Raw genomic sequence first — 24,240 nt, forward strand, 5'->3', positions numbered from 1 at the left:
CAACAGGACTCTTTTCCTGATATAACTGCCTTGACTATTATTAACTTTTGCGATGAACTGTATTTTATTCTTTTATCCATAAAAGTGCCCCCAAAAAGTGTCTAACTTTTTGGGGGCACCTCAATCTATTCAGTCCCCTTTGTTATTTAAAGAAAATCGTACTACTTTATTAGAATTTCACATTCAATTTTTCAGTAATTAATTTTCCGTCTTTATAATATTCAAAATACCACTCGCCATTATGTTTGAGCACAATTCCTTTATCGGTGCCGTTATCGGCGATAAAGTATTCAGCGGCAGTTGATTTGTATAAGGTCAGTACAATTTTCGGTGAAGTATCTACCAGTTGGTAGCCATTGGCAGTAGCTTGCGCATATAATGTTTTGCCATTGGTTTCTTTGTTCGACATTTCGGCGGGAGCAGGTGCTGGCTGCATCACAGGTGACTGGGCTGCAGGAGTAGTCGGAGCCGCCACCGGAGCGGTATGCGTTGACTGGACAGCTACAGATGGCTGCGGCGCCGTATAGGTGGTACCGTTATAGTCATAATGCAGGGTGTCCAGAGAGGAAAGTGCATCTCTCAACGCCTCATTGTATGACACGCCATAATCTTTCTCTCTGCTTTTTCCTTCCTTGCTCTTGAAAAGGATGTTGCCCTGGCAGTCTTTCAGGATTACCGTCAGATTGGTCACAAATAAGGCCTTGCGCTGGATCACATCAGCAGTAAGTGCGCTACATCTGTTACCTGCCAGCTCAGCAGGCATTTGTTTGTTGTCTAGCACGGCGTTGAAGCCTTTTCCTCCCAGCACCAACTGCGTGGTAGAGTTCAGGCCATACTGATTGTCGTCTTTCTGGAAACTAAACTTCTCAGGAACGATCACGTATTTGTAGTTATTTACCGAGTTTTGGGAAAAGCCCAAAAATGGCACAAATAACAGGAACAATAATGTAAAACCTTTCATATAATAATATTACCAGGGCAAAAGATACAAAATCCTTGGGAAAACCCATTTTTTATCTGGTGCCGGCTTCCCAAAGGCGGTAGTACCTGATATACCTAATATGTACCTGGTCTTACGAAATAATACAAATAACTCCCGGACGAATTTCGTACTGGAAATCAACTATCCAATGAAAGCCGCTGCCATCGGTCATTAGCACGATTTCGAGGTGTTGTTTGTGTTTGTGCGGCAACGTTTTACGGATATTCTTGCGGAAGAAATCCGTTTTGATAAACCGGTAGGGAAGAATTTTATTATTAATCGGAATTTGTTTCTCCCTGACTGCATGGTTACTGTGAGCTTGTGCAAACTAAAATACGATCAAATGAGGATAAACAAAAAAAGCCTGCGTGTACTTTTGAGTATTTACAGGCTTTTTAATGATCCACACTTTACTACTTAAAGAAGCTCACATCCCCGGATGAATTCACTCTTAAAATCATGGTTTGACTATCCTTGGACATTTCTACAAAGTAATTATCTTCATCATCAAACTGAACACCATAGAGTAACATATCGGTATCATTATATTCGTTGTCATCAAAGAAAATGACTGTACCGATTTGATATTCCGGATATTTTTTCATGATTAATCGTTGGGCATTTTCGGGAATGACTGTAAATGATTTGATCTGAGTAGTACCGACGAGTTGACCATCTGCATCATAATAAGCTTGTTTAGCCACGCCATTTTGCTTGAAGGATACTTCATCAAAATAATTGCTTCTGCTCCAGGATACATCTGTTACATGATCGAAGTCTATATTGAATCCTTCTTTAGAGAGGTAGCTAACATGCGCACCACGCAGCTCTCTCAATTGTTTTTTCTCTTCACGTTTTTCACGTTTATATGTTTTGGCTTCCAGCTTGTCTGTGTGGATGATATTTGTGAGTGCTACGTCTGTTTGGGCGCTGGCTGCGAGTGCAGCCATCAGCGCAACAGCAGAAACCATGACAACCTTTTTCATAGCATATCTTTTTGTAGTTAACAATATCGTTTTTGCAATCCAAAGTTAGCATAGGATAGCCTCATGAAAGTGTTATCTAGCGTTAAACTCTGCTAATGCAGTGGCTGGTAAAGCCTAAAATTAACATTCCTTTAGCGTGCTGATGTTTATTCAGATTTTATGATTTTGTACAATGTATTTTATAACGTCAGTGTATAAACGTTGTTTTAATTTTCTTGACTAAAATAGTCAAATGAGATACACATATGGTGGTGCGGTATTCAGGATTGGCAAAAGCTTGCATCCCATACTGCGGTGGTGTTTCAGTGGGTTTTGTTAAAAAATATTACGCAATCGTTCCCGATTACGATTGCGTAAATATATTCTTTGAAAAGCGAGTAAGGCCATGATAAGTTTTATAATTTCTGTGAAAATCTTACGTTATGAAAAATTGTTTACTCGCAGTTTTTTGCCTACTCCTTGTTAACCTGGCAAAAAGCCAACAAGTATTGTATGTTTCACCCACAGGAAGTGCCAGCAACCCAGGCACATCTGTCAGCGCACCAACCACCCTTGATAATGCCATCGCTACTGTAGCTGCTGGTGGCACTATTTATATGCGTGGTGGTACCTACAGTTACAGTACTACTATTGTTATTGCAGACAATAACAATGGCACATCAGCTGCACGCAAAAGTATTGTTGCCTACAACAGCGAAATTCCTGTATTGGACTTCAGTGGTCAGGCTACTGCGGATGCCAACAGGGGGGTGGTGCTGGATGGCGACTATTGGACGATCAGCGGCATTACTTTTAAGGGCGCCGGCGACAATGGTATGCTACTTTCTGGGAACAGTAACATTATCTCTAATTGCATCTTCACAAAAAACCGGGACTCCGGCTTACAGTTGAGTCGCTACAAAACAAGTAATGCCACCTTGGCTACATGGCCTTCTAACAATCAGGTGCTGAACTGTGAAGCTTTCGACAACCAGGACCCCGGCAATGAAAATGCCGATGGCTTTGCAGCAAAGCTCACCTGCGGCACGGGCAACGTTTTCAGAGGTTGCGTTTCCCATAACAATATTGATGATGGCTGGGACTTTTATGCTAAAACTGATACTGGTCCTATTGGCGCAGTGACCCTTGAAAACTGTATTTCCTACAACAACGGCGTACTATCTACCGGAAGTACTTCCGGTAGTGGTGACAAGAACGGCTTTAAACTTGGTGGTTCAGGCATAGCAGTGAATCATATCGTTCGCAGGTGCATCGCCTTTGGTAATGGACACCATGGCTTTACAGACAACGATAATCCCGGCAATATTGAGGTGACTAATAACACCAGTTACAACAATGCTGAGTCCAATTTTAATTTCCGCACAGGTAGTACAGCTACGTTTAAGAATAATATTTCCCTCAGCGCTGGTGCCAGCGACAAAAGCAATGGCACTGATGTGGGTAATACCAATGTATGGTGGAAAAATAATGTAAGCACTAATAGTGGAACCCTGGTTATTAGTAGTGCAGACTTTGTAACACTAACGCCAAATGTTACACGCAGTGCTGACGGAACTCCGCAGCTGGGCAATTTCCTGGCTCTGGCAGCAGGAAGCGATATGATCGATGCCGGCGTAACCACCACTGGCATCACCTTTAATGGCGCTGCTCCTGATTTGGGCGCCAGGGAATATTCCGGAACAACTGCCACTACTTATAGTCTGAGTACAAGTGTTACACCTACAAGTGCTGGCACTATTAGTATTTCTCCTTCCGGCGGGTCTTATACTGCTGGTACGCAGGTTACAGTTACAGCTACTGCCGCTTCTGGCTTTACCTTTAATGGTTGGAGTGGTAGCAGTACGGCCACCACTGCGGCAGTTACCATCACGATGGATGCTAATAAATCGCTGGTTGCCAACTTTACTTCAAGTGGCACTAACACTTATACATTAACCACTACTCCCTCACCATCGGCAGGCGGAAGTATAACACGTAGTCCTAACGCAACGTCTTACACTGCAGGTACAGTAGTGACCTTGACCGCAGTTCCCGCGAGTGGTTATAGCTTTTCTGGCTGGAGCGGTGGTGCCAGTGGATCATCTACAAGTACAACGGTTACAATGAATAGCAACCAAAGTGTGACAGCTGCTTTCAGTAGCACTTCTACAGGAAATACATTACTGATCGATGATGCGGCCACGGCTAGTGGTGGTTATTGTAGTGCAGACGGAAGTCGGCAGAACACCTATACCGGTGCTTACGGCGGCTATTATATCAACCTGTCTAACTCCGCATCCAAAGGCGTAAACTATGCCGTTAGTGTGCCTGCTGCTGGTACATATACTTTACAGTGGCGCTATGCCAATGGTGGCAGTACTGTTTCTACCACTGCCAGGGTATTGGTGAATGGCAGCACGGTGGTCAGCAATGTACAGTTTCCTGTAACCAGCAGCTGGAGCGCCTGGAATACCACTGCGTTGGTAAATGTTAGTTTGGCTGCTGGTAACAATATTATCCGTCTTGAAACTACCGAAGCTAAAGAATTCGCGATCATAGACTGGATGCAGGTAGGCGGAACCTCACCCGACGCTGGATCCTGCACTGCCAGCTCTCTTGCAGCCATAAGCAGTGATGCTATGACAGCAAGTGGTGAATACGCTAATGCATATGGTCAGACACATAATCTTAATGCTGCTACAGCGACAATTTATCCTAATCCGGCTATCGGCGATGCTACTTTGAAGTATACCAACCCTAAAGACGGTATGGTGTGGATAGGTTTATATAGCAATACTGGCGTGTTACTAAAGCTGGTGCAAAATAAATCGCTGCCAGCTGGCAACTACCAGGTATCGTTACCTTCTGCAGCATTAACTGCGGGTAGTTATGTAGTACGTTTGGTTGTCAATAAACAGCCACAGAGTGTACAGCTGATCAAGCAATAGATTTAAGCAATTCCTTCGCAGTGCATTTTTAATACTATACGTTATGCAATTTGTTCGTATTTGAAATATTATGAAAGACTATTGAATAGCTATGGTATCACCGTTTCTTTAGCTGTAGACCCGCAAGTGGGCATCATCTATTTAATAACTATGATGCCCTTGTTTGCAGGTATAAGCAGCATTATACCACTCCAACAAGCAATAATGGGAGTTTCAATTTTGGCTGACCAGGGAACTGGTCAGCCTTTTTTAACTACTAGAGATACACTGAAGAAATTATGGAATCCTTATTTAGTTTTGGAACTTCAGGATTGCTGGGAACCAGAGGCGTAGAGCAAAACCCCCTGGCCCCAGGTCCTGGACCTTAGCGTCACAGCCTTTATTACTTTTATTTATCGGGTATGAGGTAATTATCCTGTTCCCTTTTTTATTTTTTCACCAGCGTGTAGGTGAATCTGTCTCCTTTAGTAAGCGCATTTTCTACGTAGTAGACTAGCGTTTTACAATCATAACTGGCTACAGTACCAGACAGGATACCATCACTGGTAAGGGTTTTGCCGCTCACTGTCCAGGTACCTTGTTCCGTGCCGGAAGGACTGCACACGGTTCCCATATCGTCATATTTATAGGAGCCATTGCTATTCAGGGTCAGGATGTCATCTTTTTCACAGGCATCCATGGAAGCCAGGAAGTCTACCGGGCTGGCATTGGTGGCTGATTTATATTCCAATGCGGTCAGGCGGTAACTGCCGGCCAGGCCGTTCATACTAACTTCACAGGAAGGTGTAGTTGATTCACTTTTGTCTTTCTGACAAGAGAACATGATTCCGGATGCCAAGGCTACAAATGCCCATTTAATACTAGCTGTTTTCATACTTTTCGTTTGATGGATAAAACATGTGTTTGATAGTAGTACCCCTGATAGGTAGGAGATGGTTGGGGAAAAGAGAAAAAAAATATTTTTTTCTGTTGACCCAACCTTTGGGAAAAAATTAGGGTATTGGTTAATAGACAACCTATGCCGGGTATATGGATTGTTTGCAGCGATAACTATATTTACCTCCGCAAAGGAGAAATTGAAAGGTTGCATATATATTATACCGGTGAGGATTTTAAGAGACAATTAAAGTGAACCGCTAAATGTTGAGGTTAATTAAGAACGCTACTGTAGCAGGGCTGATGACTGGAGCTGCCAGTCTGGTGAGTTGTGGGACGTCCATGAAACTGGCGATACCCGCTGCCTTTAAAGAACAAGCCACCATGGAACATGTAAATGGTGCAAGGGGGAATAAAATGCAGGTATCCGGGATCACTACCTCCAAAATTAAAAGAGGCATCCATATCAGCTCCCCAGCACGGGGCCGCACCAGGAACTTTTTCCTGGAAAACCTCTTCCTGAACCAGGTCGGTGTACAGGTCTCCGAAACCATGCAACAGGAAAAGGCTAAATTCAGGTATAGTATCTCTGATGGGCATTCCGTTCTCAATGTATTTGCGCATGAAAGAGAATTAAACCGCAAAGTGGAATATGAGGCTACCAAGCCTCGGGATATCCTCAATGGCTTCGAAATGCTCCAGTACCATTCCTATGTATTTTCCGCCATCATCACGCCGGAAAATGAGAATGGCATTAACCACTGGGAACTATTGCTGTCTAATATATACGACCGCGAAGCCCAGCACGATAATAACCCATTTGCATATGCCCGTCAGGAAGATAGTGGCATCGCCACAGATGGTTCCGATACTATTTATCTGAAACCACTTAGCATTAAGAAAACAGCCCTTTCCAACGGTAAAGAAGGTAAATTGCCATTTAAACTTTTTTCAGGATATGAACTCAGTACCAAAGATGGGGTAGTGGCCATTATAGATCTGATAGACAGAAATATCTGGTTCTACAAAGAACTCGATGCCAGCGAAAGATTAAATATCAGCGCCATCGGTACCGCCATTTTTGCCAGAAAAGTAAAGGATGCAAAATGGTAGTGATAACCCTGAACAGAGGGAATAACCTGCCAAATGAAGCTTAGCCAAAGGCTTAGCTAAGCAGACTTTACAAGTCTAATAACATAAGTTAATTATTAAAAATAATTCTCGCAATGTCGGGGAAATTACCCCCCCGGCTATTGCATAACTACTAGAACCGCAACGCACATTCATCATGGATGATTTACGTTGCCGCATAGTATTAATTTAGCTATTAACCGCTATTAACTATTCAGAGGTACTGGAACAGGAGTTATACAATATTATTGTTGAATGCCGTAAAAACAATAGGAAGGCACAAGAGCAGCTGTATCGTCAGTTGTACGGATTCGCCATGGCCATCGCCATGAGATACGCCGTCGACGAACACGAAGCAGCTGATATCCTGGCCCATGCCTTTGTTAAAATGTTCCGTAGTATCAACACCTTCGATGAATCGAAAGGTAACGTGCATGGATGGTTGAAAAGAATCGTGATTAATGAAGCCCTGGACCACATTAAACAACGCAGCAAATTCGTTAGCCTGGAACTGGAAACAGTTGAAGAACCCGCCATCAGTAACGATGTCATAGAGAAAACCGATGCCGCTGCAATTTTACACCTGGTCCGGCAACTGCCACCCGCCACCCACGCCGTCTTTGTACTATTTGCCATCGATGGGCATACACATAAAGAAATAGCCGCCCAATTGAATATCAGCGAAGGTACCAGTAAATGGCACCTCAGTGAAGCCAGGAAAATACTACAACAAAAACTAATGCCGGTCAGAACAGAAAGAAAACCACCCGGTTGAGTTGTAAAACCTGGAACTACAGTTGAATCAGAAAAGAAGGAAAGTACCAATTAATATTAAACTGAATAGCCACCCAATTGAATAGAAGCAGAAACACAATTAGATGGCGCAAGACTGAAACAAAAGTTTTTTAATCAACGAAAATTAATATCGACATAAAACAACGTGAATAGTACCACACCATACGAAAAATTATTGGCCGCCAAACTGGATCAAGTGCCTGTCCCTAATATGGAGGACAGCATATGGGCTAGTATTGCAGCCCAATTAGATGCTGTGGCCGATGCTCCTGATACTGATCCTGAGTCCACTCCGCAGTCTCCTTCCGAGGCTGCCCCTGAGTCTACTCCGGAATCAATGCCTGCGTCCCAACCGAAACCAAACCCCTGGAATTGGTACGGATTGGGAGCTATTATCGCCATCGCCATTGCAGTATGGTTCTTCTATTCTCATTCAAATATATCATCTCAACCAATAAAACCAACAGATAGCACCCAACAAATCAATCCTCCTGTAATACCTCCACCGCCCGATTCCATACAGGAAATGGATACTATGCAAATCATTCCGGTAAAACCCCAACAGAAGCCTTCCCGTATACCAATACCCGACACCATCGTCGTGAAGGATTCCATAATACCGCCGCCTGCATTCGAATCTGGACCACTACGCGTAATGCCGATATTTATCCCAGACAGTGTTCCAACAAAACCTGCACAACAACATGTACCGGAAAATCCACCCGTACAAACAAAACCAGCTCCTCCCAAACCTCGCGGCGTAAAAGGAATCTCAGATGATGACTATAAAATCTCCGTGATCAAAGACTCCACAAAAGGTAAACAGTAATGGCAGCAGCATCACGCTGATGACATACGAATTAAGTATCATGGTTATCTTCTCACATCCCGGTTGAAATCATGCCCAAGCCTCGCGACGTAAAAGGAATACATCGGATAACCATAAACTTCCATACGCTACTATGTTATTTCTATCTTAACCCAACCCGACCACCAGCACCTGCCTGCAACGCTATCTCCCTGACTGTTAACATATAGCCTTTACCGTTAGCACAATTATCGTCCTCTGCTTAATACCGTTTTAATTAATTAGTCCACTAAAATTGTAGACTTTATGAAAAATATTGTATTATTGTACCGGCAGGCTTTCTTGCGAAAAGGGTAGGCCCTTGTCATTTTCATCCTCCATGCTGGCCCCTAACATGCGAACAACCAGAATTACCATGATAAAAAATTATTCCAACTCACATCTCAACTGTCTGCTGACAGACTTCCGATGTTGAACCAACACTAATCACAAATAAAAAAGCCGGAACTGTTGGCGCAGTTCCGGCTGGCAAAAAAGGCTGTCGGACATTTTACAGTGCGGTATCGTAATACCTGCACCGGCCTTATTTTTTAATACCAAAGTAAAGATAATGAAAATTGCTATTGCATGCAGTTTAGGACTGCTATTGCCCTACATCTCCATAGGACAGCAGCCACAAAATCAAACAAAAACAAATCAGGAAGGCATCATTCAACACAACATTTCCCTCTCAGGAAAAGTGATAGACGCGAAAACTTCTCAACCGCTGGAAGGCGCTACTGTGCACATTAAAGGAACTACCCATGAAGTGCAAACCAACCAACAGGGCGACTTCTTCTTTAGAACAGGACAGAAAGTTCCCGTGATATATATTATCTCCTCCCTTGGTTATCAACTGAAAGAAATTTATGTGGACAAAGCCAACGCCGGCAATATCCCACTCTCTGAGCTTTCACAGCAACTGAATGATGTAGTGGTAGTAGGATACGGTACTCAGAAAAGACGTGATCTCACCAGTGCTATTTCTTCAGTGAAAGGCTCCGAAGTGACCAACGTTCCTGTAGCCAGCTTCGATGCGCAACTACAGGGACGTGCCGCCGGCGTACAGATTAATTCCAATACCGGCGTTCCTGGCGACGCCGTTTTCGTAAGAGTACGTGGTACCACTTCCATCAATGCTGACAACAACCCGCTGTATATCGTTGATGGCGTGTTTATCAATAACACCAGCCTGCAATCGGTAAACACTGGTGGGCGAAGCACTTCAGTTCTCGCAGATCTCAATCCTGCGGATATCGAAAATATAGAAGTACTCAAAGATGCCAGTGCCACTGCCATCTACGGTTCCCGCGGCGCAAACGGCGTAATCATCATCACCACAAAACATGGTACCTATAACACAAAGCCAAAGCTTAACGTAGATGTTTCCGGAGGAACCGCCTGGGCGCCTAAACTCTGGGATCTCACTACCGGGCCGCAACACGCTGCATTGATCAATGAGTTTTATCGTAACTCCCTCGCCGACGCTAAAGCCGCTGGCGACGCTGCTGGTATCGCTAAATATAGTAATCTACCCTTCCGCGCAAAAACAGATAATCCTACTGCAAGTCCTGCCCCGCGTGGACTCCCGGAAGAACAACAAACCTACGACCGCCTTGGGGAAGTATTCCGACATGCCAGTTTACAGAATTACAATCTCTCCATTTCCGGTGGTAATAAAGAAACGAAATATTATATGGGTGGTGGCTATTCCCGCCAGGAGTCTATATTACAGCCCATGTGGTTTGATAGAGTCAGCTTTAAACTCAACCTGGACCAACGCCTAAACGATCGTATCACCGTCGGTACCAGCAACAGCTTCTCCAGGAGTTACCGCAACGAGGGACGCTCCGGAGACGGTCCACAGGGCGGACTTTTGCAGGCTGCCCTACATACGCCAACCTATCTGCCAGAAGTAAATGCAGACGGCACACCCGCCCGCTGGGCCGGTTTTGATAACGTACAAGTACTCATCAACAATTATGATGTAAACACCACCAGCTTGCGTTATATCGGTAATATTTATGCAGATGCCAACATCTTGCCCGACCTAAAGTTTCATACAACATTCAGCCTGGATTATAATAACTACAACGAATCTGAATACTGGAATAATCTTACCCAGCTAGGATCGGCGCCCACCAATGGTTTGGCTACTTCTGCCATCACGCAGAACACAGCATGGATAAATGAACAGACGTTGTCCTATCGCAAACAGATAGCCACCGGGCATTTCCTCGGAATACTTGTAGGTAATACCATTCAAAGTAATACCATCGCTGTTACTTCCGCCCAAGGTACTGGCTTCGCCAGCAATTCCTATAAGGATATATCGTCGGCGGCTATACGAACTTCAGGGCAAACATGGACTAAAGTAAACCTGTCCTCTTTCTTTTCCCGCATCGATTACAACTATGCTAGTAAATATTATCTCGAAGCCAGCATCCGAGCAGATGGCTCTTCCAAGTTCGGACAGGATAGGCGCTGGGGCTACTTCCCGGCAGTAGGAGCCTCCTGGCGTATCAAAGAAGAGAAGTTCCTGAAAGATGATTCACGCATCAGCGACCTTAAAATCCGGGCTAGCTACGGCGTTACCGGTAATCAGGCAGGCATCGATAACTTCGCCTCCCAAGGCCTCTGGAGCGGTGGTTGGGGATACCCCGATGGTAGTACCGGCGATCAGCCAGGAACAGCACCGCAACAACTGTCTAACCAAAACCTCCAATGGGAAAAGACCAGCCAGTCCAACGCTGGTATAGATCTCGGCCTCTTCAATGGTCGTATCACCCTTACCGCAGATCTCTATTATAAATACACGACCAACGTATTACTTCGCTTGCCCGTACAAGGCTCCACTGGCTTCAGTTCCTTCAATAGCAATGCTGGCGAAATCAGTAATAAAGGATATGAAGTAGGTATTAATTCCGTCAATATCTCCAATAAAAACTTTACCTGGAATACCAATTTCAGCATCTCTGGTAATAAAAACAGGATCGAAAAATTACCCACCCCAATATATCAGTATAACCGAGATTGGGTTATCATGCAGCAAGGCGCGCCGATGTACTCTTTCTGGTTATATAAACAATTAGGGGTAGATAGTAAAACTGGTGACGTGATTTTTGCTGGTGAACAAAATGGTAAACTGCCGGTATCTGCCAGACAAGTAATGGGCAATGCCATGCCTAAATTTTTTGGTGGTATCAGTAACACCTTCTCCTATAAAGGATTTGACCTGAGTGTGTTGTTCTCATATCAGTATGGCAACAACGTATATAACCTGAATAAATTCTTTGGTGAAGGCGGCGGTACCCGTGATGCCAACCGCGTACTCTTTGCGGACCAGCTTAATCGCTGGCAGAAACCAGGCGATGTTACTAACGTACCTCGTCTCACATCATATGGCCTCAATTATACGGTGGATCAGAACAGCCGCTTCCTGGAAGATGGCTCCTTCCTGCGATTGAAAACAGTAACGTTAAGCTACACCGTTCCAAAATCGGTCAGCCAGCGCCTTCGTATACATCAACTACGTGTATACGTGATCGGTAGTAACCTCTGGTTACTCACCAAATATACCGGCCCAGACCCTGAAGCTAATGTTACTTCTATTCAAACCATTCAAGGCCTGGACCTCGGAACTCCGCCACAGCCGCGCAGTGTACAGGCTGGTGTTAATCTCACACTATAATTCAACTGCATAACTATGAAACGAATTCTTCTATATAGTATACTCTTCGCGACATCTACGTGGATGATGTCCTGCAATAAATTCCTGGAAGTAAAGCCTAAGGATGCTGTTTCTGACGAACTTACCATCGTTGACAAAACCTCCGCCCAGACAGCTTTACGCGGTACCTATCGAAAGCTGGCAGCGGATAACTACTATGGTAGCCTCTTTCAGACTTTTGGCTATCTTCCTGGTGATAATATTCAATGGACAGGCTCCCAGTCTGTCATACAGCAATTTATCACTCACCAGATTGCTGCTGATAACGGCAACCTCGCCAGTGTATGGGCTGGAATATACGCCACTATCAATAGTGCTAATCATGTGATCACAAAAGTGCCGCTGGTAACAGATGCTACTTTCTCCACTGCAGACAGGAATCAGATCATAGGAGAGGCCCTGTTTATCCGTGCGCTCAGCTATTTCGACCTGGCCAGAACCTGGGGGAATGTACAGATAACGCTTACGCCTACACTGGCAGTGACGGATAAAGTAAACGTTGAACAGAGCCCGCAGTCTGCCGTATATGATCAGGCACTTACAGACCTTAACGCTGCTGAACAACTGCTGCAACTCCCTGCTGTAGCCAATCCTGTGAGAGCTAACCTCGAAACAGTATGGGCGCTCAAAGCCAGATACTACCTTTATCGCAGCCAGTGGGACAATGCAGCGGCCTATGCATCAAAGGTCCTGGCAGATAAAAATTTCTATCAGCTGTTAAAGCCTTTCTCTTCCTTCTTTTCGCCTGCCAGTGCCATAGCTACAAAAGAGTCCGTGTTTGAGCTGTCTTTCAGTGCCACGTATACTAACGGTCACCGTAACTACTGGCAGCCACCAGCAAACGGAGGTACACGCCAATGGGCGCCTAATGATGCTTTCGTAGCATTGGTAAATGATCCGGCTGTTGGTGGCAATAGAAATGTACTGGTAGCTAAAACTTCTGCTGGCCTCTGGTATGGCAATCTATATTACAGAAGCCCCGCTACAGATCCGGCATACATCATCCGTATTGCAGAGGTATACCTTATCTATGCAGAAGCGCTGGCGAACCAGAATAAACTCACAGAAGCAATAGTGCCGCTGAATGCAGTGCGTGATAGAGCGGGGCTGCCACCAACAACTGCAACTACGCAGGCGGATATTTTGCTCGCCATTGAAAATGAGCGAAGGATAGAGTTTGCGTTAGAACCACATCGATGGTTTGATCTGGTACGCACTAACCGCGCAGGTATTGTACTGGGTGTCGCCGATCCTAAAAAATATCTCTTCCCAATACCAGCTCAAGAAATTGTGTTGTCCAATGGTAAGCTCACCCAAAATCCGCAATGATCATCAAAAATCCAGCAATATGAATTCTTTTTCTCTCTCCGCTGAAACCCGCAGCTGGAAACATTTTGAGAAGCTGCTGTTCAGAGTGGTGTTTGTATATTTTTTGTTACAGATAATTCCCCTGGATGGTAATTTCTATCAAACATTATTTAAACTTGATTGGAGTAATATTCAATATCAGGATTTCTTTAACCTCGCGCATTACTCAACGCATATAGAACCTTCACCGGCAACTTTTTCGGACTGGGGTATCCTGCTGCTGCTGTCGTTAGTGGGAGCTGCCATCTGGACATACATCGATAATAACCGTACAGAAAGCTATCACCAACTTTGGTATTGGCTGCGTGTATTTGCGCGCTACAGGCTTGCCCTCGCTGTGTTAGCCTATGGCTATATTAAGTTCTTCCCTCTGCAGTCGCCATATCCTTCTTTAAGTAATTTAAACACTGCCTATGGCGACTTTAACCGCTGGAAGCTCTTCTCGCTGAGTCTCGGCATCGTGCCTGGATACGAATCATTTCTTGGATTAGTTGAGATCCTGCTGGCATTGTTATTATTGTATAGAAGAACAGCCAGCATCGCGGCATTCCTCTTCCTGATTTTCTGTGGAAATGTATTTGTCTCCAATATCGCCTATGATGGCGGTGATACTGTGTACAGCTTGTATCTCATTACTTTGGCGCTATTGATTTTTAGTTATGATGCATTACGCATTTTCAGGTTACTGGTGTTGCAGTTGCCAACCGCTGCTGGTTCCTACCAGCCAGTGTTTACAGGAGGTTGGAGAAATGTCCGATTAGGATTGAAAGGACTTTTTATTCTGCTGTTTATTGTCGTGTATGGCGTGAAAACAAGTAACGGCGCCAGGAATGATCCATATCAATATCCCGCAACAAAGGGTTTACAGGGATTAGCTGGCATCTACAATGTGCGCACATTTATATTTAATAATGACACACTGGCTTATGCTCCTGCCGACTCCATTCGTTGGCGGGACGTGGTTTTTGAGGAATGGAATACGCTGAGTGTTCGCACAAATCTTCCTGTAAAAATTGATGAAAATAACCAGCATCGTGTACCTAAAGCAGATGAAGTACGCACCTACGAATCTGAAGGTACTAATGGCAGACGCTATTATAGCTACATCGCTGATACGCTACACGATCGTCTTTACCTGACTAACAAAAATCCTCACTATCCAGCTGACAGCTTTGCCTTGCGATTGGTAAGGACAGGAGAACACCAACTGGGGCTCTCTGGTCGCACGGCTGCTGGTGATTCCATATATGTTGTATTAGATCAACTGCCGAAGAAATATCTGCTCAAAGAGGCTGCCGGTGGTCGTGTAAAGAAATTGAAACTCTAACTTATAAATAATTGCCTTATGGCTGATTCAACAACAAGCTTTGTGCAATCGCAGGAAACCGACACTGCTAAGCTTCCTCCGTTACCAACTGCAGCAGCGCCATGGAAGCTCTATCAACGGCTGCTGTTCAGGATTGCTTTTGTTTTCTTTATTGCCATCTCCATCCCTAATACACCAGAGTGGTATACGCAGCTGGCTGGATTAAACTGGTTGCATCTCAACTACCGCGATCTCTATGATATCGCCAGGTTTGGTTCTGGTATCAACTTCTTCGGTAATACTATTTTTGGTAGTCCGCTCTTAGGCTACGCCAACTGGATCATTACCGCATTGGTGGCTACTGCTGCAGGATTATTATGGACATCGGTAGCGTATATACGAAAATCACCCAGACAGGAATATACCACCTTATACTACTGGCTACGTGTAGTCGTTAGGTATAGAGCTGGGATCGGCATCATCGGCTTTGGCTTTACCAAATTATTGCCATTGCAAATGCCTTACCCTTCACTGGGCTTGCTCAATACCAACTTTGGAGATTTTACGGCACAAAAGATTTATTGGCTCTCCATAGGCATTGTGCCCTGGTACCAGGTATTTGCCGGCGTAGTAGAAGTAGCTGCGGGTACATTATTATTTTTTAGGAAGACGACCACCGTAGGTGCGATACTGTTATTCGCAGCCCTTGGAGATATTGTGTATGTCAACTTTGCCTATGATGGCGGCGTACATGTATATAGCAGTTATTTCGTACTACTGGCGGCATTCCTGTTAATAGAAGATGTGCCAAATATCTTCAGACTATTGATACTGGAGCGCTCAATAACGCCGCATCATTTTTATCCGAGTCTGTCCCGTGCTGCGACCATTGCCAGGATCACACTGAAATCATTTACCATCTTCCTGTTTCTGTTCGTATTATTTTATCTGCAATTAGTGAACTTCCTGTATGACCCTTATAAACAGCCTTCTGTGGCGGGTATAAAAGAATTACGTGGCAACTATAACGTGACCGAGTTTCGTATAAATGGCCAGGTACTGCCTTACAATCCGCTGGATACTACCCGCTGGCAGGAGGCTACTTTTGAAGACTGGTCTACTTTTACATTCAGGGTCAACAAACCACATAAGCTGGATCTCAGCAATGGTGGCGGTGATCCGCAACGCGATGTAAACCGGACCTTTGAAATTACAGGCGTTGCTGGTGGACAAAGAGCTTTCCACTATTATGCTGATGAAGTAAACCATACCCTTTATCTGGAAGATAAATACAAGGATATACCTGATAGAAGAAATAGAACGGCAGGTGTGGGGGGAGATGGTGGCACCGACTTCAATCTCGGTACTGGCTTACCTTCCAAAGATACTGTCACCGAAAATGCACAGCAACAAAGCTGGATACCTGACAATGCCAGAAAAAATATCGGTGATGAGTCTCTTAAAATAGATCCACGTGCGCTGAGTACCCGCCGTGCCAGGGATTATGCTGCCACGCCTAAAAAAGAGAAACGTAAACGTTTCGTGGTGAGCTACCAGACAACGGATGGTAGTAAAATTATTCTCACGGGCAAGGATGAAGAAAAGAACGATATATACGTAGTACTGGAGCGTGTAGACAGGCATTATGCTTTGACCGAACCAGGACTGAAAGCAGGGAAATACTAACGTAGATGAGTAAACGCTTTTTAATCATTGCTTGCCTAAATATTGCTGCATGCCATACTGCCCCGGAAAAGCCGGAGCGGTATGGGTTCGGCCGCCCAGCCACTCAGCACGAAATCGATTCCGAAAATATTGCTATCGCGATCGATGGTAAAGGGTTACCTGCTGGCGCCGGAAATGCTACGGCTGGCAGGGTAATCTTTATTGCTAAATGTGCGCCTTGCCATGGCCCTACAGGTACGGAGGTGGCCGAAAACAGACTGGTGGCTCCATTCGGAGATACTGCCCATGTAAAAGCCATTGGCAACTATTGGCCATATGCCACCACACTTTTTGATTATATCAGAAGGGCCATGCCTTTCAATGCGCCAGGATCATTGAGCAATGAAGAAGTATATCACCTAACTGCTTTTCTGTTGTGTAGTAATAGAATAATTGACAGCGTCACTATCGTTAATGCACAAACGCTGCCAGCAATTGAAATGCCGGCAAAGAAATTTTTTGTAGATGATGACCGTAAAGGAGGACATGAAGTACGTTAAAAATAGGTTTGGTTAGAGATGGAGAAAAATAAATTACCAAGAAGAACATTATTGAGAGCTGCCGCTGTTACCGCACTGGGTGCCATTATTCCCGGTGCGGTAGCACGCCAGACAAATGATGTCACAACGTCAGATCCTACCAAAATACCAGGAACGCCAGTAGGAAAACTCGGAACAAGATCTCCCTATGAAAAACCACAAAAGAAAGCGTCTGACATCTCAGCGCGTTCGCCACTGCAGGATTTTTATAGCATGATTACGCCCGCTGACCTTCATTTCGAAAGAAGTCATAACGGCGTGCCTTTAATCGATCCTGATAAGTATGAACTACTGGTCCATGGCATGGTTGAAAGGCCAATGATCTTCACGTTACGAGACCTGAAGCGGTTTCCGGCGTTATCACGCATTGCTTTTATTGAATGTAGTGGTAACTTCAGAACAGGAAAAGAAACAATGACGCCACAGGAAATCTGTGGGCTCACCAGTCAAAGCGAATGGACAGGCGTAATGCTCAGCACCTTATTCAGGGAGGTGGGTGTAAGTCCGAAGGCTACCTGGTTCCTGGCGGAGGGCTCCGACGCCGCCGTGATGACGCGTAGCATTCCTGTAGGCAAAGGCTGGAATGATGCCATGATTGCCTATGGGCAGAACGGAGAAGCCATCAGGCCGGAACAAGGCTACCCTGCACGTCTTTTTCTACCTGGATGGGAAGGCAATACCAACGTAAAGTGGATACGACGTATAGAGCTGACCGATAAGCCTTTCATGACCCGTGAAGAAACCTCTAAGTATACCGAAACGATCAAAGGTGGCAAAATAAGGCAGTTTAGTTTCGATATGGATGCCCGCTCCATCATTACTTCTCCCTCTTATCCGCAGCAAGTAGAGAGAGGCTGGATAGAGATCAGAGGCATCGCCTGGAGTGGCCGCGGAAAAATTGTACGCGTAGAAATAAGTACAGACGCCGGAAAACATTGGCAGCCCGCCACTTTGCAGGAGCCTGTACTCGACAAAGCACATACCTATTTTCGTTATGGCTGGAGATGGGATGGACATAACACAGAAATTCTTAGTCGCGCTATAGACGATACCGGTTATGTACAACCCTTTCTGCGTGAGCTAATAGCTGCTCGTGGCAAGGATATGGGCGGTTATCACGTTAACCCGGTTACTTCGTGGTTAATCCAAAGTGATGGAAAAGTATTGTTTAAACCAGAGAAATTCAGATGAACAAAACAGCTTACGCATATGATGCAGTGATAGTAGGAGCGGGTCCTAACGGCCTGGCTGCCGCTATTACTTTGCAGCAGCACGGCCTGAAAGTATTGGTGCTGGAGGCGAAAGATACTATCGGCGGTGGCACCCGAACGGAGGAGCTTACCTTACCGGGGTTTCTTCATGATGTATGTTCCGCTATTCATCCGATGGCGGTGATGTCGCCATTCTTTAAATCTTTGCCGCTGGAGCAATACGGGCTGGAACTGATTTATCCGGAAGTGGCGGCAGCGCATCCCTTCGATGACGGCAGCGCTGCGGTATTGCTTCCCAGTCTGGATGCCACAGCTATTGGTCTCGGGATAGATGCCATGGCTTATAAAAAACTGGTACAGCCCTTAGTAAAGGATTGGCCATTGCTTGCCAATGATATCCTTTCTCCGCTTAACTTTCCTGGTCATCCCATAAAGATGGCGAAGTTCGGATTATCAGCCATGCAGTCGGCAGCAAGTATTGCCAGACGTTTTAAGACCCGCGAGGCTCGTGGCCTCTGGGCAGGTATGGCAGCGCATTCTATGCTGCCACTAACAGCTATGAGCAGCGCGGCGATAGGCATCGTGCTGGGCGCCGCCGGACATATTGCCGGCTGGCCCCTCGCAAAAAATGGCTCTCATCAAATAAGTAATGCATTATCAGCTTATTTTATTAGCTTAGGCGGCGAGATAGAGACAGGCATAACAGTGAATAATATAGATAGCCTGCCTCCCGCGCGTGTTGTGCTTTTCGACACCGGGCCCAAACAGTTGCTAGCGATTGCAGGAACACGATTTCCTGCCAGGTACGCCACTCAGTTGAGGCGTTACCGTTATGGGCCGGGCGTTTTTAAAGTAGACTGGGCACTGGAAGGCCCCGTACCTTTTGAAAATGAAAAATGCAGAAAGGCAGGCACAGTACATCTTGGAAATACCTTTGAAGAAGTAGCCGCCAGCGAGGCTTTATGCTGGCAGGGGAAAACTGCTCAAAAACCTTTTGTACTGTTAGCGCAACAGAGTGTGTTTGATGATACCCGCGCTCCTGAAGGGTATCATACGGTTTGGGCTTACTGTCATGTTCCGAATGGTTCCACTGCGGATATGACAGCGCTCATCGAAAACCAGGTAGAACGTTTTGCACCGGGATTCAAAAAAAGAATTATCGCGCGCCATACCATGGGCCCTGCGGCCATGCAAAGCTATAACCCAAACTATATAGGAGGAGACATCAACGGAGGGGCTATTGATATCCGGCAACTGTTTACCAGACCGGTTACGAGCCTCACACCTTATCGTACTGCAGCAGCCAGCATCTACCTATGCTCTGCTTCTACACCGCCAGGAGGCGGCGTTCACGGCATGTGCGGCTACAACGCCGCCCGCCAGGTACTCAAGGACCTCCACATTGTCTGATTTACATAGTGTCTTTTAAATATTAAATAAGCGATTATCCATGAGCCAACAAGAACTCACAATTCCACAACCAAAGTCCATATTGGAAAAACTGACCGAAGACTGGTGGGCCGTTATCACCGGCGGTTTCATTGTATCATTGATACTAGCCTTTGCTTTAACTGTACCAGATTTTAAATTGCAGGTGCCTGTCTATGGCTGGAGCTCAGGAGAAGAGCTACTCACAAAAGTATTGAATCCTGCCAACCTATTGCTCATACTACTTATTGGCGGCTGCTTCTTCTTACTCTCTGCTATCGCAGTAAAGTCTATGGGAGATGATATGCGTTTATACCTCCCTGGTTTCGGTGTAATCTATATCCTGGCGGTAACTTCTCTCATCATCTCAGGAAATAAAACATTATCCTATTACGGATTAGAATACGTCATCTTCGCATTGGTACTGGGCCTCATCCTTGGCAATGCCAACGCTACACCCGCCTGGATCAAAAAGGCAGCCCGTTCTGAATTCTTCATCAAAACAGGATTGGTAATACTCGGAAGCAGCATCTTGTTTACCGATATCATCAAAGCTGGATTGCCAGGCATCATACAGGCGATACTGGTAGTAGCAGCCGTATGGTTTTTCGCGTTATGGCTAAGCCGTAAACTCAAGGTAGACGATGAATTTGGCGTGATCCTCGCCTCAGCAGTTTCTATCTGCGGCGTAGCTGCTGCTATCGTAGCCAGCGGCGCTATCCAGGGCGACAAGAAAAAACTCTCTTATGTAACTACCCTGGTGCTAATAGTAGCTATTCCTATGCTGGTATTGCAACCATGGCTGATTAAAGTATTTCATATTCCTGAAATCGTTGGTGGTGCGTGGTTAGGCGGTACGCTGGATACCACAGCTTCCGTTGCAGCAGCAGCGCAGATCGTAGGACCTAGCGCCGTAAAAGCAGGGGTGATCATTAAGTTCTCCCAGAATGTTTTGATAGGCGTAGCCGCATTTTTCATCGCCATCTGGTGGAGTTACCGCCCATCTAAAGAAGGTGCTGAAGTAGCTGGTACCACTGGCACACCAGGCTTTGGTATTGTTTGGGAAAGATTTCCAAAATTCGTACTGGGCTTCCTCGCAACTTCGCTGTTATTTTCCTTTGCTGTGTCTGCAGAAACTATCGGTCAGGTGAAAGATATCCTGAAAGCACTCCAAACAATTTGGTTTGCGTTAGCCTTCGTTTCTATTGGACTGGAAGCCCGCTTCAAAGACCTGGTACAGGTAGAAGGTGGTCGTCCGGCACTGGCATTTATCGGCGCACAGATCTTTAACGTTATCTGGACCCTGCTCTGGGCCTGGATCTTGTTCGGTGGATACCTGTTCGCTGTTCCTGATATTAAGTAAGCTAATCGAAATATTTGCACTGCCCGGGGCCAATGGCTTTCCGGGCAGTTTTCATTTTATATATTCCCTTTTACTTACCGGACCTTATTTTTATTTTTGAGAGATGATGAAATCGGTTTGCTTATTTAATAGATTTTAATTTTTGTAGATGATCCGCAATTTGTTATTGTTAATACTGTCTTGCAGCTTTGGTGCCGCCACAGCTCAAAACTTTACTACGCTTAGCTCAGAGCTGTTGTATGACAAGCCACCTTTTAATAACTGTCACGCCTCTACGTTGATAGAAACAAAAGACAAACAACTACTCGTAGCCTGCTTTGGTGGAAAATATGAAGGTGCTAAAGATGTAGTCATCTGGGCGGGAGCAATCAACGCCGCCGGAAAGATTACACCAGGCCCTGTTGCCGATGGTGTACAACACGACACACTCCGTTATCCTTGCTGGAACCCTGTTTTCTACAAAACCAGGAAAGGAGAGCTGGTGCTATTTTATAAGGTAGGCCCTAACCCCCGGGAATGGTGGGGGATGATGAAACGCTCCACAGACAATGGTCGTAGCTGGAGCGCCGCACAACGCCTGCCAGAAAATATACTCGGCCCCATTAAAAATAAAGCAATACTGCTGAAGAATGGCACAGTGCTATGCCCTTCCAGCATTGAAGAGGCATCGGGCCACTGGAAAGCATTCATCGAGAAAACCGATGAGTCGTTCCGCCGCTGGACGCTCATCCCAATTGACACCACTTCGTCCATAGATGTCATCCAACCATCCGTATTGGTTTATGAAGATAGTCGTCTGCAAGTATTATGCAGAAGCAAGCAAGGAAATGTAGCACAGTCCTGGTCTGATGATAACGGCGCCACCTGGTCGCCTCTCACTAAAACAGCTCTCCTCAATCCCAACTCCGGTACGGATGCGGTAACGCTAAAAAATGGGTTACAGCTAATCGTTTATAATCCCGACGTTCCAGGAAAAGACTGGTTCAACGGTCGCGCAAAACTTCGTGTAGCCTGCTCCGTTGATGGCGAACACTGGAAAGATGTGGCGACACTGGAAGATGGTACCACTGAAGAATTTAGCTATCCTGCCATCATTCAAACACAAGATGGCCTGATTCATATTACGTATACCTACGATAGGAAAAATATTAAACACGTAGTACTGAAGCAACAGTAATGACTATACGATACTACAAATTTTGTGCTGGTAAGATGACCCGCCGGGCTCACGGCGGGTTGCCTTGTCCATAATTTCCCAGGTATCACGGAAGAGTATATACGAATCAAAGCATGTAAAAAAATCCATAGTCATCAAACTACTTCTTTAACACATCCTTGTATTGCTCAAAATATTGATGCAGGAATAATACCTCGTATTGCGCCGCCTCCGACCAGTACTTGAAATCATGTGCTCCTGGTGACTCTACATAGGTATGCGCAATATGCAGTTCATTCAGCTTAACATCCAACGCCCTGTTATAGAGAAGAAAAGGATCAGCAGTGCCACAAGATAAAATAATCTCTTGTTGTGAAAACGCCAGCAGTCCTGCATTTTGCAGTACATCATACTGTTTCCATACCGTCGAATCATTCCCAATAATTTTGTTGATGCCAAAATCCTGAATGAATGGCAGGATCTCCACCGCTCCGCAAATACTACCAATGGCGCCAAACATATGGCTGTAATGCATCCCTGTATGCAATGCACCATAGCCGCCCATGCTCCAGCCCATAATGGCACGGCCAAACCTATCGGTGCGGGTAGTATAACGATTATCTATATACGCCGGCAATTCTTTACTCAAAAAGGTTTCATACTGCGCATCCACCAGCAGTGGACTATTCAGGTACCATTTATCGAAACCGCCATCCGGCAATACAAATACCATATGGTAGTCATCTGCTAGCCGTGGCAGGCTTGGTATGTCCAAAGCCAACGTCCTGGCAGGATTACCACTATAACCATGCAAAACGTAAACCGCCGGAAGCGGGTTTTCCTGTTTGCCTTCAGGCCTTACCACCAGCGTCGTAATATTCTTTTTCATAACAGGGGAGTAGACTTGCAAGGTGTCTACTACTGCTGCTTTTACCTGCATTGCCACCATTAGCATTACCACGGCAACGGCTAACTTTTTAAACATCTTTCTAAAACTTAAATTTTGTAAAATTATTCCTGCAATAATCAGTGTACATCCAATCATCTGAAGTGAGGTAATCGCTTCTTTTAAAACAAAATGTGCCAGCCCCGCAGATACAGGAATCTCAATAGCTGCCAGTACACTACCTAGCCCCATACCCACAATAGGAAACCCTTTGCTGAAAAGTACCGGAGGTAAAATAGTGCCAAACAATGCAAGTAATACTCCCCACTTAGGTATAACGGCCCACTGAAAATCCGTGACCAGTTGCTGGTTCCAATAAATTGCAATGGCAATCAATCCTCCTGTTACCAGCATTTTTGAGCGATAAAAAATAGGATATTCCGTACCCACATGATTGGCTGCATACATGGCGCCAGTATAACAAACCGCCGCCAGCAGGCCATAGAGGATACCTGTTATATTCCAGCTGATGCTGTTACCAATAATGCCAGTGGCTAAGAGGGTGCCTGTAAGCACGATGATAATGGCTGCAAGTTGTTGTATGCCTGGGGCAGTACGATTACGAACGCAATCGACCAGAATGCCCATCCAGATGGTTTGCATCAGGAGTATGATGGTAACCGATACCGGCAGATATTGTATCGATAGATAATAGAAGGTACTGGTAAGCCCCAGTGTGGTGCCGCCGGCGATTAAACGTAAAGTTATATTGCGGTTGTTACCCGCTGGTAGCCTGGTTTTGCGGAAGAAATCCAAAATAAATAAAGCAATAACGCCTGTTAAATACTGCCCCAAGGTAATGGCGGCCGTGCTGAATCCTTGCTGACCGGCGACCTTTACATAGGTAGCGAGTACGCCATAGCTGGCCGCGCCACAGGTGACCAGTATTACTCCTTTCAACTTATCCATGTCCGAAAAATTTAT

The 24,240-nt window shown here is 45.4% G+C and carries 18 protein-coding genes; 14 read left to right on the top strand and 4 right to left on the bottom strand.

The features are described 5' to 3' along the window. Positions 1-169: 169 nt before the first annotated feature. Complete coding sequence (locus tag ACE38W_RS21130) at positions 170-961, bottom strand: hypothetical protein (protein WP_375834335.1); 792 nt, start codon at positions 959-961, stop codon at positions 170-172. A 434-nt stretch (positions 962-1,395) separates the two neighbouring features. Beyond that, on the bottom strand, positions 1,396-1,968 hold the full coding sequence (locus ACE38W_RS21135; protein WP_375834337.1) for a hypothetical protein: 573 nt from the start codon (positions 1,966-1,968) through the stop codon (positions 1,396-1,398). Between the two features lie 422 nt (positions 1,969-2,390). Between ACE38W_RS21135 and ACE38W_RS21140 the strand changes: the two genes are divergently transcribed. Beyond that, positions 2,391-4,895, top strand: coding sequence for a right-handed parallel beta-helix repeat-containing protein (locus ACE38W_RS21140; RefSeq protein ID WP_375834339.1), 2,505 nt, complete (start codon positions 2,391-2,393; stop codon positions 4,893-4,895). Between the two features lie 60 nt (positions 4,896-4,955). Continuing rightward, complete coding sequence (locus ACE38W_RS21145; RefSeq protein WP_375834342.1) at positions 4,956-5,228, top strand: hypothetical protein; 273 nt, start codon at positions 4,956-4,958, stop codon at positions 5,226-5,228. A 94-nt stretch (positions 5,229-5,322) separates the two neighbouring features. On the opposite strand, the gene ACE38W_RS21150 is transcribed toward ACE38W_RS21145, so the two are convergent. Continuing rightward, on the bottom strand, positions 5,323-5,769 hold the full coding sequence (locus tag ACE38W_RS21150; protein ID WP_375834344.1) for a lipocalin family protein: 447 nt from the start codon (positions 5,767-5,769) through the stop codon (positions 5,323-5,325). A 266-nt stretch (positions 5,770-6,035) separates the two neighbouring features. On the opposite strand from ACE38W_RS21150, the gene ACE38W_RS21155 reads away from it, so the two are divergent. From ACE38W_RS21155 to ACE38W_RS21210, 12 genes are all read left to right on the top strand, one after another. Continuing rightward, the gene (locus tag ACE38W_RS21155; protein WP_375834347.1) at positions 6,036-6,884 is read left to right on the top strand and encodes a hypothetical protein; all 849 of its coding nucleotides are present in this window, start codon (positions 6,036-6,038) and stop codon (positions 6,882-6,884) included. Between the two features lie 241 nt (positions 6,885-7,125). Beyond that, a complete protein-coding gene (locus tag ACE38W_RS21160) occupies positions 7,126-7,677 on the top strand; it encodes an RNA polymerase sigma factor (RefSeq protein ID WP_375835088.1) in 552 nt (183 codons plus the stop codon). Positions 7,678-7,842: 165 nt separating this feature from the next. Further along, entirely contained in the window at positions 7,843-8,526 is a 684-nt protein-coding gene (locus ACE38W_RS21165) for a hypothetical protein (RefSeq protein ID WP_375834350.1), read from the top strand. Positions 8,527-9,115: 589 nt separating this feature from the next. Then, positions 9,116-12,235 (top strand): SusC/RagA family TonB-linked outer membrane protein, encoded by a 3,120-nt coding sequence (locus ACE38W_RS21170; RefSeq protein WP_375834352.1) that lies wholly within the window; start codon positions 9,116-9,118, stop codon positions 12,233-12,235. Between the two features lie 15 nt (positions 12,236-12,250). Then, complete coding sequence (locus ACE38W_RS21175) at positions 12,251-13,603, top strand: RagB/SusD family nutrient uptake outer membrane protein (protein ID WP_375834354.1); 1,353 nt, start codon at positions 12,251-12,253, stop codon at positions 13,601-13,603. Between the two features lie 19 nt (positions 13,604-13,622). Then, on the top strand, positions 13,623-14,969 hold the full coding sequence (locus tag ACE38W_RS21180) for a DoxX family protein (RefSeq protein WP_375834357.1): 1,347 nt from the start codon (positions 13,623-13,625) through the stop codon (positions 14,967-14,969). 18 nt (positions 14,970-14,987) lie between these two features. Further along, entirely contained in the window at positions 14,988-16,634 is a 1,647-nt protein-coding gene (locus ACE38W_RS21185; protein ID WP_375834359.1) for a hypothetical protein, read from the top strand. A gap of 5 nt (positions 16,635-16,639) precedes the next feature. Then, the gene (locus ACE38W_RS21190) at positions 16,640-17,173 is read left to right on the top strand and encodes a c-type cytochrome (RefSeq protein ID WP_375834361.1); all 534 of its coding nucleotides are present in this window, start codon (positions 16,640-16,642) and stop codon (positions 17,171-17,173) included. Positions 17,174-17,191: 18 nt separating this feature from the next. After that, entirely contained in the window at positions 17,192-18,403 is a 1,212-nt protein-coding gene (soxC, locus tag ACE38W_RS21195; RefSeq protein WP_375834363.1) for a sulfite dehydrogenase, read from the top strand. Further along, positions 18,400-19,833, top strand: coding sequence for a phytoene desaturase family protein (locus ACE38W_RS21200; protein ID WP_375834366.1), 1,434 nt, complete (start codon positions 18,400-18,402; stop codon positions 19,831-19,833). Before soxC ends, ACE38W_RS21200 begins: the two co-directional genes overlap by 4 nt. Before the next feature lie 40 nt (positions 19,834-19,873). After that, complete coding sequence (locus tag ACE38W_RS21205) at positions 19,874-21,214, top strand: YeiH family protein (protein WP_375834367.1); 1,341 nt, start codon at positions 19,874-19,876, stop codon at positions 21,212-21,214. A gap of 148 nt (positions 21,215-21,362) precedes the next feature. After that, positions 21,363-22,391 carry an exo-alpha-sialidase gene (locus ACE38W_RS21210; protein WP_375834370.1) on the top strand — a complete coding sequence of 343 codons (1,029 nt, stop codon included), beginning with the start codon at positions 21,363-21,365 and terminating at the stop codon, positions 22,389-22,391. Positions 22,392-22,530: 139 nt separating this feature from the next. Here ACE38W_RS21210 and ACE38W_RS21215 read toward each other — a convergent pair whose 3' ends face one another. After that, on the bottom strand, positions 22,531-24,225 hold the full coding sequence (locus tag ACE38W_RS21215; protein WP_375834372.1) for an alpha/beta hydrolase-fold protein: 1,695 nt from the start codon (positions 24,223-24,225) through the stop codon (positions 22,531-22,533). Positions 24,226-24,240 lie beyond the last annotated feature (15 nt).

It is taken from the genome of Chitinophaga sp. Hz27 (genome assembly GCF_042263525.1).
Lineage (GTDB): Bacteria > Bacteroidota > Bacteroidia > Chitinophagales > Chitinophagaceae > Chitinophaga.